Here is a 16,476-nt window from a genome sequence, read left to right as displayed (position 1 = left end):
GCCGCCAATCATGGAACGACGGGCATGTGGAGACGTTAGATTAGCAATCCAACAATATCGCGCAGGAGCGGTTCATGTCTCGAGTACCGAAGAAGCAGGATCAGAAATCGTGTGACGTCAGAGATCGGTTGATACTGGCGCTTCACGCGCAGCTGCGAGCGGAGCGCGAAACGCGCGACGCGATGGAGTGGGTCATGCGCAATGGTGGACTTTCACCCGAAGTCCTGGAAGCGATGGCATCGGACCCGATCCCCGTCGTGACCGCACAAGACATCAGGATGATCGACAGGTCGATCAAACATCTACGACTTGAACCCCGGCACGGAGGTGCGCATTCATGACACGCCGGGCAAGCTGGAAAGGCCACATCAAGTTCGCGGATTTTGCCTGCGAGGTTGGATTGTACTCCGCCATCACCTCATCTGAAAAGATTTCGTTCAACATCGTCAATCGAAAGACAGGAAACCGCGTCGAGCGGCAATATGTCGACAGCGATACCGGAGAGCAGGTTGAAAAATCCGATCAGGTGAGAGGCTTCGAACTCGACAATGGCGACCACGTCATCGTTGAGGGTAACGAAATCGCAGAGCTCATGCCCGATAGCAACAAGATCATCCGCATCGAAAACTTCATTGCGTGCGACAACATCGACAAGCTCTATTTCGACCGCCCCTATTTCCTCGCCGCCACCGATGGCGATGGCGAAGACGCTTTGAGCCTGCTGGCGCAGGCCATGCAGCGGCAAAATGTGGTCGCCGTTGCAGAGGCGGTGCTGTTTCGTCGCAACCGCAACCTCATCATTCGCCCGCACGGTAAGGCGCTGATCGCGACGACGCTTAGCTTCGATTACGAGGTGCGCTCACAGAACACTACGTTCAAATCCATTCCAGACCTGAAATTCGATGATGAGATGCTGGAACTCGCTGGCCACATCATCAAGAAACGTGCCGGAAAATTCGATCCTGCGGACTATGCCGATCGTTACAACGATGCCCTGGCGGAGCTGGTCAAAGCCAAAATCGAGGGCCGCCCGATCAAGAAGCCTGTCGAGGAAAAGCGCGACAACGTCGTAGATTTGAAGGAGGCTTTGCGCCGCAGCGCTGCCGGAGGCAAGGGTACGGCTGAAAAAACCGCCAGGAAGCCAGCCAGCGGGACCAGAACGAAAAAAGCGAGTTGACTATGGGCCTGCAAAGCTACAACTCGAAACGCCGTTTCGACCAGACACCTGAGCCACGCGGCACCAAGAGTGAGGTTCAGGGTTCGTCTTTCGTCATACAAAAACACGACGCCCGCAGGCTTCATTACGATTTCCGGCTGGAAATGGGTGGTGTCTTCAAAAGCTGGGCGGTGACGCGTGGCCCCAGCCTCAACCCGGAAGACAAACGGCTTGCCGTTCACGTGGAAGACCATCCCTTGAGCTACGGCGACTTCGAGGGCGTCATCCCCAAAGGCCAATATGGCGGTGGCACGGTGATCCTCTGGGACAAGGGCACGTGGCACCCCGTCGGCGACGCCAAAAAAGCATACAAGAAAGGCCATCTGGAGTTTGACCTCGATGGTGAAAAGCTGAGAGGCCGGTGGCATCTGGTTCGTATGCACGGAAAGCCCGGCGAGACCCGCGAAAACTGGCTGCTGATCAAGGTAGAGGATGAAGAGGCCCGCTCGAAGGGTGACAAGGATATTCTGGTGGAGGAGCCTAACTCCGTCAAATCGGGGCGCGATATCAGGGACGTGACCGCAAACCCTGACGATACTTGGAATTCCAAGCCGGTCAGCAAGAAGTCAGAAACTGCTGCGGGCATCAAGCAGACGCATGATTTTCCAAAAGGCGCACGCAAGGCAGCCTTACCGGATTTTATCCCGCCTGCCCTCGCGACCCTCAAACCCAAGCCGCCCGCAGGAGACCGTTGGCTGCACGAAATCAAATTCGACGGTTACCGCGTTCAGGTTCGGATCGATGATGGCAAAGTGTCACTCCTGACCCGCAGCGGGTTGGACTGGACCGAAAAGTTTGGCCCTGAGGTCGTCAAGGCTTTCACCGCGCTTCCCGTTCAAAATGCGATACTCGATGGAGAGATCGTCGTGGAACGCGACAATGGCGCATCGGATTTTTCAGCCTTGCAAGAGGACTTGAGCGGTGGTCGAACGGACCGCTTCCGCTATTATGCCTTTGATCTGTTGCATCTGGATGGCCAAAGCCTTCAAAACGCGGAGCTGATCGAGCGCAAGCATCTTCTCGAGAAGCTGCTGCCATCCGGCGATGCTGTCTTGCGATATAGCGAGCATTTCGAGGCAAGCGGCGAGATGATCCTTGATCACGCCTGCCGCCTGAGCCTAGAGGGTGTGATATCCAAACAGAAAAGCAGCAAATATCTTTCCGGACGCAAGGGACAATGGGTGAAGTCCAAATGCTCCAGCCGTCAGGAATTCGTCATCGCTGGCTTTACACTGTCATCCACCTCGGATCAGGCCATCGGTTCACTGGCTCTCGGTGTCTACGATAAAGATGGATTGCACCACGTCGGACGCGTCGGAACGGGTTTTACGGCAGATGTCGCGGAAACGCTGTTCAATACACTGAAGCCTCTCAAGGAAAAATCGAGCCCGTTTGTCGACAAACTCACCGCGCTGGCAAAACGGGACCTGATTTTCGTCAAACCGGAGATCGTTGCGGAGGTGGAGTTTCGCACGTGGTCTGCGGATGGCAACCTGCGCCACGCATCGTTTCGGGGTATTCGAGAGGACAAGAATGCGAAAGATATCCATCGCGAGGATACGCAAAGTTCGGCAAAGCCTGTCCCCAAAACAAGTGTCACTTTCAGCCACCCGCAACGACTGTATTGGCCAAACGACGGCGTGACGAAGGAAGGTCTCGCCGATTATTACGCGCAGGTCTGGCATCTGATGGCACCCTATATCGTAGACAGGCCGCTCGCCCTTCTTCGCTGCCCGGATGGCATAGACGGACCGCATTTTTTCCAGAAACATCCGTGGCGTGGCACCAACAAAGCCATCGGCCAGATTGCGGACCCCAAGGATAAGCGGGGCGAACCACTGATTCGCATCACAGACTTCGACGGGCTGATGGCACTGGTTCAGTCGGCAGCGCTGGAAATTCACCCCTGGGGCGCGACAACGCGCAGTTGGGAAAAGCCCGATATGATCACCATGGATCTCGATCCCGGGGAAGACGTGACCTGGAGCGATGTCATTGGCGCGGCGCTTGAGCTGAAGCAGCGTTTTGAGGATGCAGGGCTGGCGGCCTTCGTCAAAACATCCGGTGGCAAAGGGTTACATGTCGTAAGTCCTCTCAAGCCGCAGGCAGGATGGACGGCGGTGAAGGCATTCGCCAAAGCCATGGCTGTCAGCATGGCGAAAGATGACGGGGACAAATTTATTGCCGTCTCGACCAAGTCCAAGCGGCGTGGTCGCATTTTCATCGATTATCTTCGCAACGGCCGCGGCAACACCGCCGTTGCCCCGTACTCGTCAAGAGCACGACCCGGAGCTGCTGTCTCCATGCCGCTGGAATGGTCCGAATTGTCAGATCAGATCAGTCCTGATTATTTCACCGTCACCAACATCGCACCGCGTCTTTCTGCGATGAAGAATGACCCATGGAAAGGCTTTTTCGATGCCGCGCAACCGCTGCCGAAATAGTTAGAATCGCTCAGCCTCGTTTCTCAGAGGCGAGGCTCTTTTTAAGAGCATCCATAATGTTGATGACGTTGCCGCCACTCTTTTTGGCAGGCGAGGATTTGGATTTCGAGGATGTTTTACTCTTTTCCTTGGATTTGAGCAGCGCCTTGATCTTCTTTTGAACCTTGTCCTGCGTGACGGATGGTTTCCACGCGATGGTATTTTCCTCGATCCGCTTTTCCATCAGTGACAGGAGATCGGAATCGAGTTTCTTTTTAGGCTCCAGCGTATCGATGCTTTCGCGCACCTCATCGGCGTAATGCAGTGTCCATAAAATGATGCCATTGCCCGCAGGCTCCAGCAGGACGGCATGTTCCCTGCGATAAATCACCAGCCGCGCGATACCTGAGACATTATTGGCCCTCATCGCATCCCTGATGACGCCGAATGCCTCGGCACCGATCTTGTCTTCAGGTTTCAGAAAATGCGGGCGGTCATACCATATCCAGTCGATCGAGCCTGCGGGAACGAACGTCTGGATATCGATGGTTTTGGTGCTTTCCAGCCCGACAGCATCGATCTCGTCGTCTTCCAGCAAAACGAAGCCGCTATCTTCCTTGGGAAATCCTTTGACCTGATTTTTGTCTGCCACGCGGCGGTGCGTCGTGCTGTCGGCATAATGGCTTTCAACACGGTTGCCGGTCTTGCGGTTCAGAATGTGAAATCTGACCTTAGCGCTTTCCGTGGTCGCAGGCGTCAGGGACACCGCAGCCGTAACCAAAGAAAGCCGTAGATGTCCTTTCCAGAAAACGTGACGTGGCATGACCGCGAACTCCCTCTTTGATTGCTTTTCCGATAAACGGCGCAGCGCCAACATCGTTGCCGACACCGACGAAAACATCGTCTGACGCAGGGGCATGAGATTCGGCGCCCTGAAATCAGTGCCGTTGGAACAATCCAGAAGTCGCAGTTGTTAGGGACATGAGCGCGCCCATTCGAGTATTCCGACCGCTTCCGGGGCATTGAGGGAACCAGAGATGTGGTCTTGATGTGCGCGCAGGATATGGCTGCGGCTGGCCTGCATGAAGGCCAGGAAATCACGCTGGTCAGTGATTTCGAAGATGGCAAGAGACGAGAGCTGGGCGGCTTTTCCGTGCGCGCTCACAACCTGCCCCGCGGCACCATCGGTGCTTACTATCCAGAGGCCAACACGTTGATTTCCATCGACCATCACGACGAATTGTCGACGACACCTGCCTCCAAAGCAATCCCTGTCAGGATCGAAACAGGACAGCCGTCAAAGTCCATTTAATTTCACTAATATGGAACGAATGGTCTGACGGACGGTTATTGAGCCACGGAGCTGTAAAGAACGGTCCGCATGAGAGGAAATCACCATGAAGAAGATTATTCTTGCAGCAGCGCTGTTGAGCGCTACTGCCCTGACAGCTGCTGCCCAGACAACTGCACCTGCAACGACGGCTCCGTCCACGACGGCTCCAGCGACAAGCACTGATGGTAACACACCAGCAGTTGCAACGCCGGAGACCAAGAACCCGACGGCCCCTGTCGAAGGTGCAAACAGCTTCACCGAAGAGCAGGCAAAGACCCGCATCGAAGAAGCCGGTTTCTCTGACGTCAAGGATCTCAAGAAGGACGACAAGGGCATCTGGATGGCGGCAGCCATGAAGGACGGCAAGGCCGTTATGATCGCCATGGATTACCAGGGCAACGTCGTCGCCAAGTAACGTCGCAATCGCATGATGCCAACGAAATACGAGGAAAATAATATGAAAACCATTACCGGACTTTTCGACGATCATTCAGATGCACGCTCGGCGGTTAACGCCCTGGAATCTGCTGGCGTACCATCCGATGACATCAGCATCGTTTCCAACAACGCCGATAACCATCACACCGACGAATCGAAAGCCGCCGAAGGCGCTGGCACCGGTGCTGGTATCGGTGCCGTCGTCGGCGGTGCGGGCGGTCTTCTGACCGGCCTCGGCATCATGGCGATCCCAGGCGTCGGCCCGGTCGTCGCCGCAGGTTGGCTTGCAGCCACCGCCGCAGGTGCCGTTGCCGGTGCTGTCGCAGGTGGAGCTGCCGGTGGCATCGTCGGCGCGATGACAGACAACGGCGTTTCTGAAGAAGACGCCCATGTCTACGCCGAAGGCGTGCGCCGTGGCGGCACCATCGTCACTGCAAAGGTCGATGATGCTATGGTGCCTGAAGCCGAAGCCATTCTCAAGCGCTCGAACTGGGTCGATCCGTCTGAACGCCGCGTGGCCTATAATGAGCAGGGTTGGGAAAAATTCGACGATACGCTCGATCCCTACAATGCCGAACAGATCGAAAAAGAGCGCACCCGCTACGGCCGTCCCGGCCTCTAAGCCAGACTGATGAGTGAGGAGGCCGCCTCTTTCGGGCGGCCTTTCTACGTCTGGGTCGTGCTGACGCAGTCGAGATCGAAACGATGAGGAGAACCACCATGGCCAAAAAACCGGCTGCCCTAAAATCCATGCAGAAAACCGACATCGTGACCATCCACGATCAGAAAATGCAACGCGGATCGGGTGGGGAACTCCACCAGTTTGCGGAGGGAGACACACCCGTCCTGACGACGGCCCAAGGCGGCCCCGTCTCGGACGATCAGAACTCTTTGCGGATCGGCGCGCGTGGTCCGCTCGTCGTAGATGACTTTCATTTCCGCGAGAAGATGTTCCATTTCGATCACGAACGGATACCGGAACGCGTCGTTCACGCGCGTGGCTATGGAGCTCACGGCTATTTCGAAAACTATGATTCGCTTGCGCAGTACACCAAGGCGGACCTCTTCCAGCGCAAGGGCGAAAAGACGCCCGTCTTCGTGCGCTTCTCCACGGTAGCGGGCAACAAGGGATCCGCCGACCTGGCACGCGACGTGCGTGGTTTTGCAGTCAAGGCCTATACCAAAGAGGGAAATTGGGATCTGGTTGGCAACAACATTCCGGTCTTCTTCATTCAGGATGCCATCAAGTTTCCAGACCTCATCCATGCTGCCAAGCAGGAGCCGGACCGCGCCTTCCCGCAGGCGCAGACGGCCCATGACAATTTCTGGGATTTCATCAGCCTGACGCCTGAGAGCATGAACATGATCATGTGGACGATGTCGGACAGAGCCATCCCTCGCTCGCTGCGGTTTATGGAAGGTTTTGGCGTCCACACTTTCCGCTTCGTCAACGACAAGGACGAATCCACCTTCGTCAAGTTTCACTGGAAGCCAAAGCTGGGTCTCCAGTCCGTTGCTTGGAATGAAGCGGTCAAGATCAACGGTGCCGACCCGGATTTCCACCGTCGCGACCTGTGGAATTCCATTCAATCAGGCAACTTCCCGGAATGGGAGCTGCAGGTCCAGCTGTTCGATCAGGAATTTGCCGATAACTTCGATTTCGACGTTCTCGATCCCACGAAGATCATCCCGGAAGAAATCCTGCCGCCAAAGGCCATCGGTCGTATGGTGCTGGATCGTATGCCCGACAATTTCTTTGCCGAGACAGAGCAGGTTGCGTTCATGACCCAGAACGTGCCGCCGGGTATCGATTTCAGCAACGACCCGTTGTTGCAGGGCCGCAACTTTTCCTATCTCGATACACAGTTGAAGCGCCTTGGCGGTCCAAACTTCACCCACTTGCCCATTAATGCGCCGAAGTGTCCTTTCGCACATTTCCAGCAGGATGGTCATATGGCCATGCGCAACCCTGTCGGCCGGGTCAATTACCAACCGAACTCGCATGGCGAAGGCCCGCGAGAATCGCCCACTCAGGGATATCGCCACTTTCCCGCAGAAGAACAGGGCACCAAGGCACGCCTGCGTCCTGAAAGCTTCGCAGACCATTACAGCCAGGCGCGGCAATTCTATATCAGCCAGACAGGCGCAGAACAGCGCCACATTGCAGCGGCTTTGACCTTCGAACTCAGCAAGGTCGAAATGCCTGTGATCCGCGAACGCATGGTATCGCATCTGCTGAATATCGATGAAACGCTGGCCGCAACGGTTGCGCAGAAGCTTGGCCTCGAGGCGATGCCAAAACACGCTGATGCTGCCATGCCAACCCGTCAGGATCTCGACCCATCGCCCGCACTCAGCATCGTGAACAATGGTCCGAAGCGTTTCGAAGGTCGAAAGCTCGGCATTCTGATCACGGATGGTGTCGATGTTGGCATGTTGAAGGCCCTGACCGACGCCATTACTGCCGAAAAAGCCGTGTTCGAGTTGATTGCTCCAAAGGTTGGCGGCGTCAAAGCCTCCGATGCCAGCATGATCAAGGCTCACCACATGATAGATGGCGGCCCTTCGGTGCTCTTCGACGCGGTTGCTCTGCTGACCTCGCCGGATGGTATAGACGACCTGATCGATGAAGCGACCGCGCGAGACTTCGTGGCAGATGCCTTCCAGCACTGTAAATTCATCGGTTACGTCGAATCCGCTACTCCCCTGCTTCAAAAAGCAGGTATCGCGGACGCAATCGATGAAGGTGTCATCGCATTGCCGCAGGATGAAGACCCAACGGATTTTGTTTCGAAACTCGCAGATTTACGGGTCTGGGGCCGCGAGCCATCGGTAAAGCTTGGCAAAGCGTCTGCGCCTCCTAAAAGTAAATGAATACGAAAAGCGCGACATTCCGGTGTCGCGCTTTTGATTTTGGATGACAGGCTGGAACGCGGCGATGACACAAAACCCGAAGCTACGACGCCTCGTCGTCATCAGCGACTATCAGGACGGCAGCACTTTCCCCGACGAAGTTCCAAGCGTCCAACACTTCAAACATCAATGGCAAAGTGGAAACCGTGGTCGGCCAGCACGTGCCTCGGAGGTCATTGCGGATTTCCACGTCGAGGGTGGATACATCGAGCGCCTTCCTCTCGCATGCGTCAAAGCGGGTCTTGTGGATGTCGTTGAAATCTGGACCCATTGGCGCGGCGGTGATCTGCCGCCACCAGATATGAGCAAGGCTCCCCTCCTCATCCGGCGGGCATTTCAGATGGACGGGCCTGATGCCCCTTTCAGCTCCAATGACATGCTGGCTTACATCGATACGTTTGGCGCACCCGAAATCCTATGCGTTTGGGGACTTGGCGTATCGGAAGATATTCTAAACGCCTGCCAGAAAAGCTATAAAATATATAATTCCATAGACGCACCTGCCCTGCGGGTGCCGCCGGATGTCAGCAGACATTTCGACTTGATCCTGACAGGTGCCGAATGGCAATCTCGTGAGATTATCGAACGCCACTCACATATAAAAACTGCAGTCCTGCCCATTGGACCGGAGTTCGCATCCGACTGCATGTTCTATCCAATCAAGGGCGAGAAACCCTACGATGTCATCTACGTGGCCGCCGCACAGAGCTACAAACGTCACGACATTCTCTTCGAGGCCTTGGCGAAACTCCCCCGGTCTATCCGCGCATTATGCGTCTTCGGCTACGGCGAAATGAGTAACGATCTGCAACGGCACGCTCAGAAACTGGACATCAATGTCGATTTCGTCGGGCCGCCCGGCGTACCGTTTTCTGAAATCAACCGCTTGATGAATATGGCCAAAATCGGCGTCGTGTGTGGTGTCGATGACGGCGCTCCAGCAATCATTACCGAATATATGCTTGCCGGTTTGCCGGTGCTGGCCAACAGCGACCTCAAGTGCGGTCTTCAATACATCACTCCGCAGACCGGTCTCGTTGCATCGGCCGACCAGTTTCACGAGGGCATCCTTACGATGCTGGAACACATCTCGACCTTTTCCCCGAGACAAGCCGTTCTCGATGATTGGACATGGCAACATTCGGTCACGAAATTGCGTAAATTCATGGGAATTTCAGAGCATTAGAAAGTTTTCAATAGCTCAGGAACAAACCCTATTTCCCCCGGTTTGAGTACGCCCTCAAACGCGGATGCACCAATGAATCTCTCCAGTTCGATATCTTCACCACTACATGCAATGAACGAGCGCAACGCGCCGCTCATCTGTTTTTCGCACCTGCGGTGGGATTTCGTTCTTCAGCGTCCGCAACATCTGATGGAACGCTTTGCCAAGGACAGAGCGGTGTTCTTCTTCGAAGAATTCATCCCGACAGACCACCACCTCGCCTATCTCGAAATTCATCCTTTCGAGGGTACGACGGTCAAATCCGTGCGTCCTCGCATCCCCCACTGGTGGAGCGAAGCTGATCGCGAACGCGCCCTTGCCAAATTGCTGGATGACCTGTTGGCAATGTATGGCGCGGCGCTGCCTATCCTCTGGTTCTACACACCTGCGATGTACGGCTTCGCACACCACGTCGATGCATCGGCAGTTGTTTATGACTGCATGGATGAGCTGGCGAATTTCAAGTTTGCACCTCAACGCATGAAGGAAATGGAAGCAGCGCTGATGGCGCGCGCCGACGTCGTCTTCACCGGCGGTTACAGCCTTTACGAGGCGAAACGCGATCGGCATGACAACATTCATGCCTTCCCCTCGGGCGTGGATGTCGCGCATTTCCATGCCGCCCGTAGGGATCGGCAGGAGCCAGCAGATCAGATGTCGATACCTGGCCCGAAAGTCGGCTATTACGGCGTTATAGATGAGCGTCTGGATCTGGCGTTGATCGAAGCAGTGGCCAAAGCCAGACCGCAACTCTCCTTCATCATCATCGGCCCGGTGGCGAAAATTGCGCCTGAAGACCTTCCGAGAGCTCTCAATATTCACTACCTCGGTCAGAAAGATTACAGGGAATTGCCCGCCTATCTCTCCGGGTGGGACGCAGCACTCATGCCCTTTGCACTGAACAGCTCGACGCAATTCATCAGTCCAACGAAGACGCCCGAATATCTCGCGGCAGGTCGTCCGGTGGTCAGCACACCGATTACCGATGTCATGCGTCACTACGGGGAGGTCGAAGGCGTTTTTGTTGCCGCCGATGCTGCCGGGTTTGCAAAAGCCTGCGATGAAGCGCTTGCTTTGAAAAAGTCCGGTCAGAACTGGTTGGTCCCTGTCGACGTCATGCTCGACGCGTCATCCTGGAACAAGACGTTTCTCGGCATGAAGGCGTTGATGGATGAAGCGGTTCGGAGACATCCCTACGCGGCTGTCACCACTGCTCAGCCTGTGATCCGCAAACAGAGCCAACCTTCTGTCGTGTCACACAACGACATCGCGGCTGTCAGCGGCCTATGAGCAACGGTCGTCATAGGATCGTCCTTGCAACTGACAGTCTCGACCCGTCCGGCATGGGTGAACACATGCTGACGCTCGGTCGAGCGTTGGGCGATGGTTGGGATGTCACCATTGCAGCACCATCCGGCACTTCGGACGAATTGATTTCGAAAGCCGCACGTCATGGTCTGGCCGTCAAAAGCTTCAGCGACGATGCAGAATTTTCAAAATGGCTGAAAACCTCGGACGCCTCGCTGCTTCACGTCCACGCGGGCATTGGTTGGGAAGGACACAAGACCGCCAGAGCAGGCATTGCCTGCAATATTCCCGTCATCAGAACGGAACATCTGCCCTACCTTCTGACGGATGGCGATCAGAAGCGTGAATATGAACGCGAATGCGCGTCACTTGCTCATCGTATCGTCGTCTCACAGGCATCCAAAGCCAGTTTCGAAGACAATGGCGTCGATCCCGATGACGTGACAGTGGTGCGCAATGGCACATTTGCATTGGAGTGCCGACAGGACCGGCACATCGACCTGACCGATGATCTCAAGGGTAAAAAAGTTCTCATTACGGTTGCCCGATTTTCCCGGCAAAAAGACCACACCACACTGATCAAAGCTTTACCCATCATTCTCGCCGCTCACCCGTCCACCGTGCTTCTTCTGGTCGGCAAAGGTGAGGAGCTGAAAGCGGTCAAGGCCTTGGTCGATGAGCTCTCTTTGAGAGAACACGTGCTGTTTGCCGGTCACCGCAGTGATATTGCCGACCTCATGGCCAGCGCCGATCTTTTCGTCTTACCATCGCGGTTCGAAGGACTGCCGCTTGCGGTACTGGAAGCCATGTCGATTGGGCTACCGGTCGTCGCAACCAGTATTGGCGGCAACATAGAGGCCTTGGAAGCGCAGCATCCATTCCTGGCCGAAGCTGGAAACCCTATCTCTCTGGCCGCTGCGGTGATCGACGCTCTCAATGACCCTGCAAAGACCAAGGCCATCGGACAAGCTGGCTGCACACGCTTCAACAATGAATTCTCAGCTCAACGCATGGCGACCGAAACCGCAGCAGTTTACCGACGCGTTCTTTCTCGCCACACTCAACCCATACAAGGACACGTTTCCATGAAAAAGGCACGCATCGGCTTTATCGGTGTCGGCGGTATTGCGAACCGCCATCTGGATATTCTCGCCGGTTTTGAGGACGTCGCACTTGTCGCATTTGCCGATCCGGATTTCGCACGCGCTGAGCAGGCCGCCTCTCGCTTCGGTGCAAAAGCCTTCGATAATCACCGCGCAATGCTGGAGCAGGAGACGTTGGATGCGGTCTATATCTGCATTCCCCCCTTCGCCCATGGAGATGCGGAGCGCGATCTGATCAGCCGCGCAATACCCTTCTTCGTCGAAAAGCCGATCACGCTCGATCTCGCTTTAGCCGAAGAACTCAGCACCGCCATCGAAGCCGCAAAGCTGATAACGGGTGTCGGTTACCACTGGCGTTACCTCGATACCGTCGATGAGGCGCGCAACCGTCTGGCTGACAACCCCGCACAACTTCTTTCAGGTTACTGGCTGGACCAGACCCCACCGCCGCAATGGTGGTGGAAATCCGAGCTCTCAGGCGGCCAGATGGTGGAGCAGGCAACCCACATCATCGATCTTGCCCGTTATCTCGTCGGCGAAGTTACCGATGTTTATGGCCGTGTCGGCTTCAAGGATCGCCCGGATTTTCCCGATCTCGATGTGCCAGCGGTCACGACAGCAAGTCTAACGTTTCAGTCCGGCGTCATCGCCAACATTTCTTCCACCTGTCTGCTGGGATGGAGCCACAAGGTTGGCCTCAACATCTTCGCGGACCGCCTGGCCATCGAACTGACGGATCACGACATCATGGTGGATGTCGGCGCCGGAAGACCTGTCCGTCACGCGCAAGGCGATCCGGTCTGGCGTGAAGACCGCGATTTCATCGACGCTATCAGCGGCGGCGAAAATCACATTCGCTGCACCTATCAGGATGCCCTGGTCACGCACCGCGTCGCATTGGCGGTTGCCACATCGGCACGAGACGGTGAGCCAGTGAGACTTGAGCATACGGCTGTTACTCGCAATCCACCGGCCCCTCTGGCTCACCCATCCCGCACGGAAGAACCGCAAGGGCTTGCTCCGGGTCATCGCATCATCCGCTCGCTTGGCATCGAGGCTCCGGGAAAAGCCTACCTGTTCGATTACGAAGAAGGCCCACCCTCTGATGGTCAGGTCCGTCTGGAAACCCTCTATACCGGTTTTTCTGCGGGAACCGAGTTGACGTTCATGAAGAACACCAACCCCTATTTCCACTCACGGTTCGATGGGAACAGAGGTGTCTTTCTCGAAAACGAACCTGATTTGCATTATCCCGTACCGTTTCTCGGTTACATGGAAGTCGCCCGCGTATCGGAATCCCAAGCAGCTGGCTTCCAACCCGGCGATGTCGTCGCGGGAACCTACGGTCACAAAAGCGGCCACACCGCCGACCCGTTTCATGATGTGCTGGTTCCACTGCCTGATGGTATCGACCCTATTCTCGGCGTATTCGCTGCACAGATGAGCCCCATCGCCGCCAATGGTATCCTGCATGCAGATGCAGACCTCCTTGGGAGCAATGTCCCATCATTTGGAGCAGGTATTGCCGGACGACACGTCATTATCGTTGGCGCCGGCACCGTCGGCCTGATGACGGCGCTATTCGCGCAAAGGGCTGGCGCGCTCGGCATCATCATTGCTGATCCATCAGAGTTCAGGCGTAAAAAGGCCGAAGCCATGGGCTTCACTGCGATGACGGAGCATGATGCATGGCAGCATGCCAAGGCACGTTGGCACAATGGCGGCAGCGACCGCGGTGCCGATATCGTCTTCCAGACCCGCGCCCATGCGGAAAGCCTCCATATTGCGTTGAAGGCGTTGCGCCCGCAAGGAACGGTCATCGATCTCGCCTTCTACCAAGGCGGCGCGGACCGTCTGCGGTTGGGCGAGGAGTTCCACCATAATGGCCTCAACATTCGCTGCGCCCAGATCAACCGCGTGCCGCGAGGGCTTTCCGGTCAATGGGACAGGCGACGTCTCGCCCATGAAACCATGAGCCTGCTGAAGAGCCACGGCGGCATCATCCGCGATCAAATGATAACGCACATCGTCCCTCTTGAGGACGGGCCGGACTTCCTCGCCGACCTCGTTACCAACCGCCCGGAATTTATGCAGATCGTTTTCAAGGTTCACAAATGACGCCGCAAGAGCCGCCTATTCGCATCCTGTTCGTCTTCGCGTGGCTCGTCGTGGGTGGAGAGGAGACAGAGGTTCGGCTACTGGCCCGCAATCTCGATCCCACCCGCTACCGCATCGAAGTCGTGGCATGTTTTCACAAACCGAACATGCCGCGTCAGACGCATGAGCAACTGAGTGAACTTGGCGTCGATGTCGACACTGCGCCCTACGACATGTCTTTCGAGGACACGGCGTCCTACCTCGCAAACAAGATACCGGGCTACGACGTCGTCATTTCCTGCCAGAACGTGGCTGACATCTACCCTGCGCTGGAGCATCTTCACTGGCGCCCACCACTGATCGAACACGGCGGACTGGTCTCCGAAGCGCTGGCCGGGCCGAAGCACTTCACCAGCCGCTATGTCGGCGTTTGCCGATCCATATGTGACGCGGCTGCGTCCGTCATGCCGGGTCGCGAGCATGACGTCATTGAAATACCGTCCATGGTCGATCTCTCCGAGTTCGATCATAAAGGACGAGCAGCCATTCGCCGTTCACTGGGTGTAGATGAAAACAGGCTCCTCGTCGGCTGGGTCGGAAGGCTGGACCCGAAGAAGAACGTCGAGGACTTTATCGAAGCAGCGGCGCTGGTGCACGCTCAAGATACCAATGTCCGGTTCGTGATCATCGGCGGGCCAGATGCATTCATGCCAGACTATGCCGAGCAGTTGCGGGCATTGGCGACGTCGAAACAACTGGATGATGTCCTAAGCTTTCTCGGAGACAGAAAGGACATCCCCGCCCTTCTTTCGGCTCTCGACATTTTCGTTTGGCTTTCCAGAGGCGAAGGAATGCCACATGTGATCGCGGAAGCAGGAGCAGCGGCGCTGCCTGTTATCGCCACACCAGACAATGGCGCGCTGCAGCAGATCAAAGACGGCGTCTCCGGCCTGTTCGTGCCTTACAACTCCCCCTCGTCCGTTGCTGATGCGATCATAAGGCTCAGCACTTCCGCAAGCTTGCGCGAGACGCTTGGGCAGGCTCTTCGCCACAAGGTAGAAGCCAGCTACAGCGCCTCTGCGGTCGTTCCGCAATGGGAGCGCCTCATCAACGCCGTGATCGCGGAGAGACCGGCATCCGGCCCGACAGGATTGCTCCAGTCTTTTCTTCAAGGCGGGTTCGAGTGCTCAACCCATCGCCTGCGCCCACGAGACGGTCAGACCATCGGTAAGCGGCTTGATGTCATCGCCGCTACCGAACACGACGTTTATGCGACAGAAGATTACCGGCAACTCGCATCCTACTCCATCCGCACCGTGCGCGATGGGTTGCGCTGGCACCTGATCGAAAAGGCGCCCTGCCACTACGATTGGTCGAGTTTCATACCGATGCTGAATGCAGCGAAGGACACCAACACACAGGTGATCTGGGACCTCCTGCATTATGGATGGCCGGACGATATCGATATCTGGTCGCCGCATTTCGTGGACCGCTTCGCCGCATTTGCCACCGCTACCGCAAAGCTCATTAAAGAGCAGACCGGCGAAATTCCCTACTATTCGCCCGTCAACGAAATCTCGTTCTTCTCATGGGGTGGCGGAGATGCAGGCTATCTCAATCCTTTCGCCCACGGGCGCGGCTTCGAGTTGAAAGTTCAGCTGGCACGTGCCGCCATTGCTGCAATGGATGCCATTCTGGCAGTGGATAGCAGAGCGCGCTTCGTCCATTGCGACCCAGTCATCAACGTCATCACCGACCCCTCACGCCCTTGGGAAAGAGGCGTGGCAGAAGGCCATCGTCAATCGCAATTTCAGGGCTGGGACCTGCTGTCAGGCCGAATATGGCCGCAAATCGGTGGAGCCGACAAATATCTCGATATCATCGGCGTCAACTACTACCACAACAACCAATGGATCCACGGCGGCCTGCCCATCGACATGGACCATCCCCTCTACAAACCGTTCAGAACCATCCTGACAGAGACCTACGCCCGCTACGGCAAACCAATTTTCATTGCCGAAACAGGCATCGAAGGAGACAGGAGAGCAAGCTGGATGTCCTACATCCACACAGAAGTCACCGCTGCCATGAGACAAGGCGTACCCATAGAAGGCATCTGCCTCTACCCCATCCTCAACCACCCCGGCTGGGACGACGACCGTGCCTGCGAGAACGGATTGCTAGGCGCTCGTTTTTTCAACGGTAAACGCTCAGTGCATCAACCGCTTGCGGAGATATTGAAACATCAGATAAATCTGGAAAAGTGGTAGCGGGAGAGGGACTTGAACCCCCGACACGCGGATTATGATTCCGCTGCTCTAACCACCTGAGCTACCCCGCCACAGAGGCACGTGACAGTTTTATAACTGTCCGTTCCAAAGGATGAGCGGCTTATAAGGTGCCGCTCCCTAAAGTGTCAA

General features: G+C 56.2%; 11 protein-coding genes, 1 tRNA gene and 1 pseudogene. 11 read left to right on the top strand and 2 right to left on the bottom strand.

Annotation, left to right across the window (positions count from 1 at the left end):
• Nucleotides 1-74 precede the first annotated feature (74 nt).
• From ATO67_RS03390 to ligD, 3 genes are read left to right on the top strand one after another with little or no spacing between them, the layout of a single operon-like run.
• On the top strand, nucleotides 75-341 hold the full coding sequence (locus ATO67_RS03390) for a hypothetical protein (protein ID WP_067644400.1): 267 nt from the start codon (nucleotides 75-77) through the stop codon (nucleotides 339-341).
• Nucleotides 338-1,177, top strand: a complete 840-nt coding sequence (ku, locus tag ATO67_RS03385; RefSeq protein WP_067644397.1) for a non-homologous end joining protein Ku — start codon at nucleotides 338-340, stop codon at nucleotides 1,175-1,177. The genes ATO67_RS03390 and ku (ATO67_RS03385) overlap by 4 nt, the downstream gene beginning before the upstream one ends.
• A gap of 2 nt (nucleotides 1,178-1,179) precedes the next feature.
• Complete coding sequence (ligD, locus tag ATO67_RS03380) at nucleotides 1,180-3,660, top strand: DNA ligase D (protein ID WP_067644392.1); 2,481 nt, start codon at nucleotides 1,180-1,182, stop codon at nucleotides 3,658-3,660.
• A gap of 10 nt (nucleotides 3,661-3,670) precedes the next feature.
• On the opposite strand, the gene ku (ATO67_RS03375) is transcribed toward ligD, so the two are convergent.
• Nucleotides 3,671-4,462: a non-homologous end joining protein Ku gene (gene ku, locus ATO67_RS03375; protein WP_067645563.1), complete on the bottom strand. Its 792-nt coding sequence runs from the start codon at nucleotides 4,460-4,462 to the stop codon at nucleotides 3,671-3,673.
• 225 nt (nucleotides 4,463-4,687) lie between these two features.
• Here ku (ATO67_RS03375) and ATO67_RS03370 point away from each other — a divergent pair, with 225 nt between their 5' ends.
• From ATO67_RS03370 to ATO67_RS03335, 8 genes and pseudogenes are all read left to right on the top strand, one after another.
• Nucleotides 4,688-4,951: a hypothetical protein gene (locus tag ATO67_RS03370; RefSeq protein WP_067644389.1), complete on the top strand. Its 264-nt coding sequence runs from the start codon at nucleotides 4,688-4,690 to the stop codon at nucleotides 4,949-4,951.
• A gap of 85 nt (nucleotides 4,952-5,036) precedes the next feature.
• Nucleotides 5,037-5,387 (top strand): hypothetical protein, encoded by a 351-nt coding sequence (locus tag ATO67_RS03365; protein ID WP_067644385.1) that lies wholly within the window; start codon nucleotides 5,037-5,039, stop codon nucleotides 5,385-5,387.
• Between the two features lie 42 nt (nucleotides 5,388-5,429).
• Complete coding sequence (locus ATO67_RS03360) at nucleotides 5,430-6,032, top strand: general stress protein (RefSeq protein ID WP_067644383.1); 603 nt, start codon at nucleotides 5,430-5,432, stop codon at nucleotides 6,030-6,032.
• Between the two features lie 128 nt (nucleotides 6,033-6,160).
• Entirely contained in the window at nucleotides 6,161-8,284 is a 2,124-nt protein-coding gene (gene katE / locus ATO67_RS03355; RefSeq protein WP_103089226.1) for a catalase, read from the top strand.
• A gap of 64 nt (nucleotides 8,285-8,348) precedes the next feature.
• Entirely contained in the window at nucleotides 8,349-9,509 is a 1,161-nt protein-coding gene (locus tag ATO67_RS03350; RefSeq protein WP_067645561.1) for a glycosyltransferase, read from the top strand.
• 72 nt (nucleotides 9,510-9,581) lie between these two features.
• Nucleotides 9,582-10,736 (top strand): annotated as a pseudogene (locus tag ATO67_RS03345) (glycosyltransferase family 1 protein); the annotation flags it as partial.
• A gap of 98 nt (nucleotides 10,737-10,834) precedes the next feature.
• Nucleotides 10,835-14,077: a glycosyltransferase gene (locus ATO67_RS03340; RefSeq protein WP_082760142.1), complete on the top strand. Its 3,243-nt coding sequence runs from the start codon at nucleotides 10,835-10,837 to the stop codon at nucleotides 14,075-14,077.
• The gene (locus ATO67_RS03335; protein ID WP_067644377.1) at nucleotides 14,074-16,326 is read left to right on the top strand and encodes a glycosyltransferase family 4 protein; all 2,253 of its coding nucleotides are present in this window, start codon (nucleotides 14,074-14,076) and stop codon (nucleotides 16,324-16,326) included. Before ATO67_RS03340 ends, ATO67_RS03335 begins: the two co-directional genes overlap by 4 nt.
• Here the strand turns inward: ATO67_RS03335 and ATO67_RS03330 are convergent.
• Nucleotides 16,321-16,397: transfer RNA gene (locus ATO67_RS03330), tRNA-Met, on the bottom strand. The two genes, ATO67_RS03335 and ATO67_RS03330, sit on opposite strands and share 6 nt — an antisense overlap.
• Nucleotides 16,398-16,476: the final 79 nt, after the last annotated feature.

This window comes from Agrobacterium bohemicum, assembly GCF_001562555.1.
Taxonomy (GTDB): Bacteria; Pseudomonadota; Alphaproteobacteria; order Rhizobiales; family Rhizobiaceae; genus Agrobacterium; species Agrobacterium bohemicum.
This window is presented reverse-complemented; position numbering and strand designations above follow the sequence as displayed.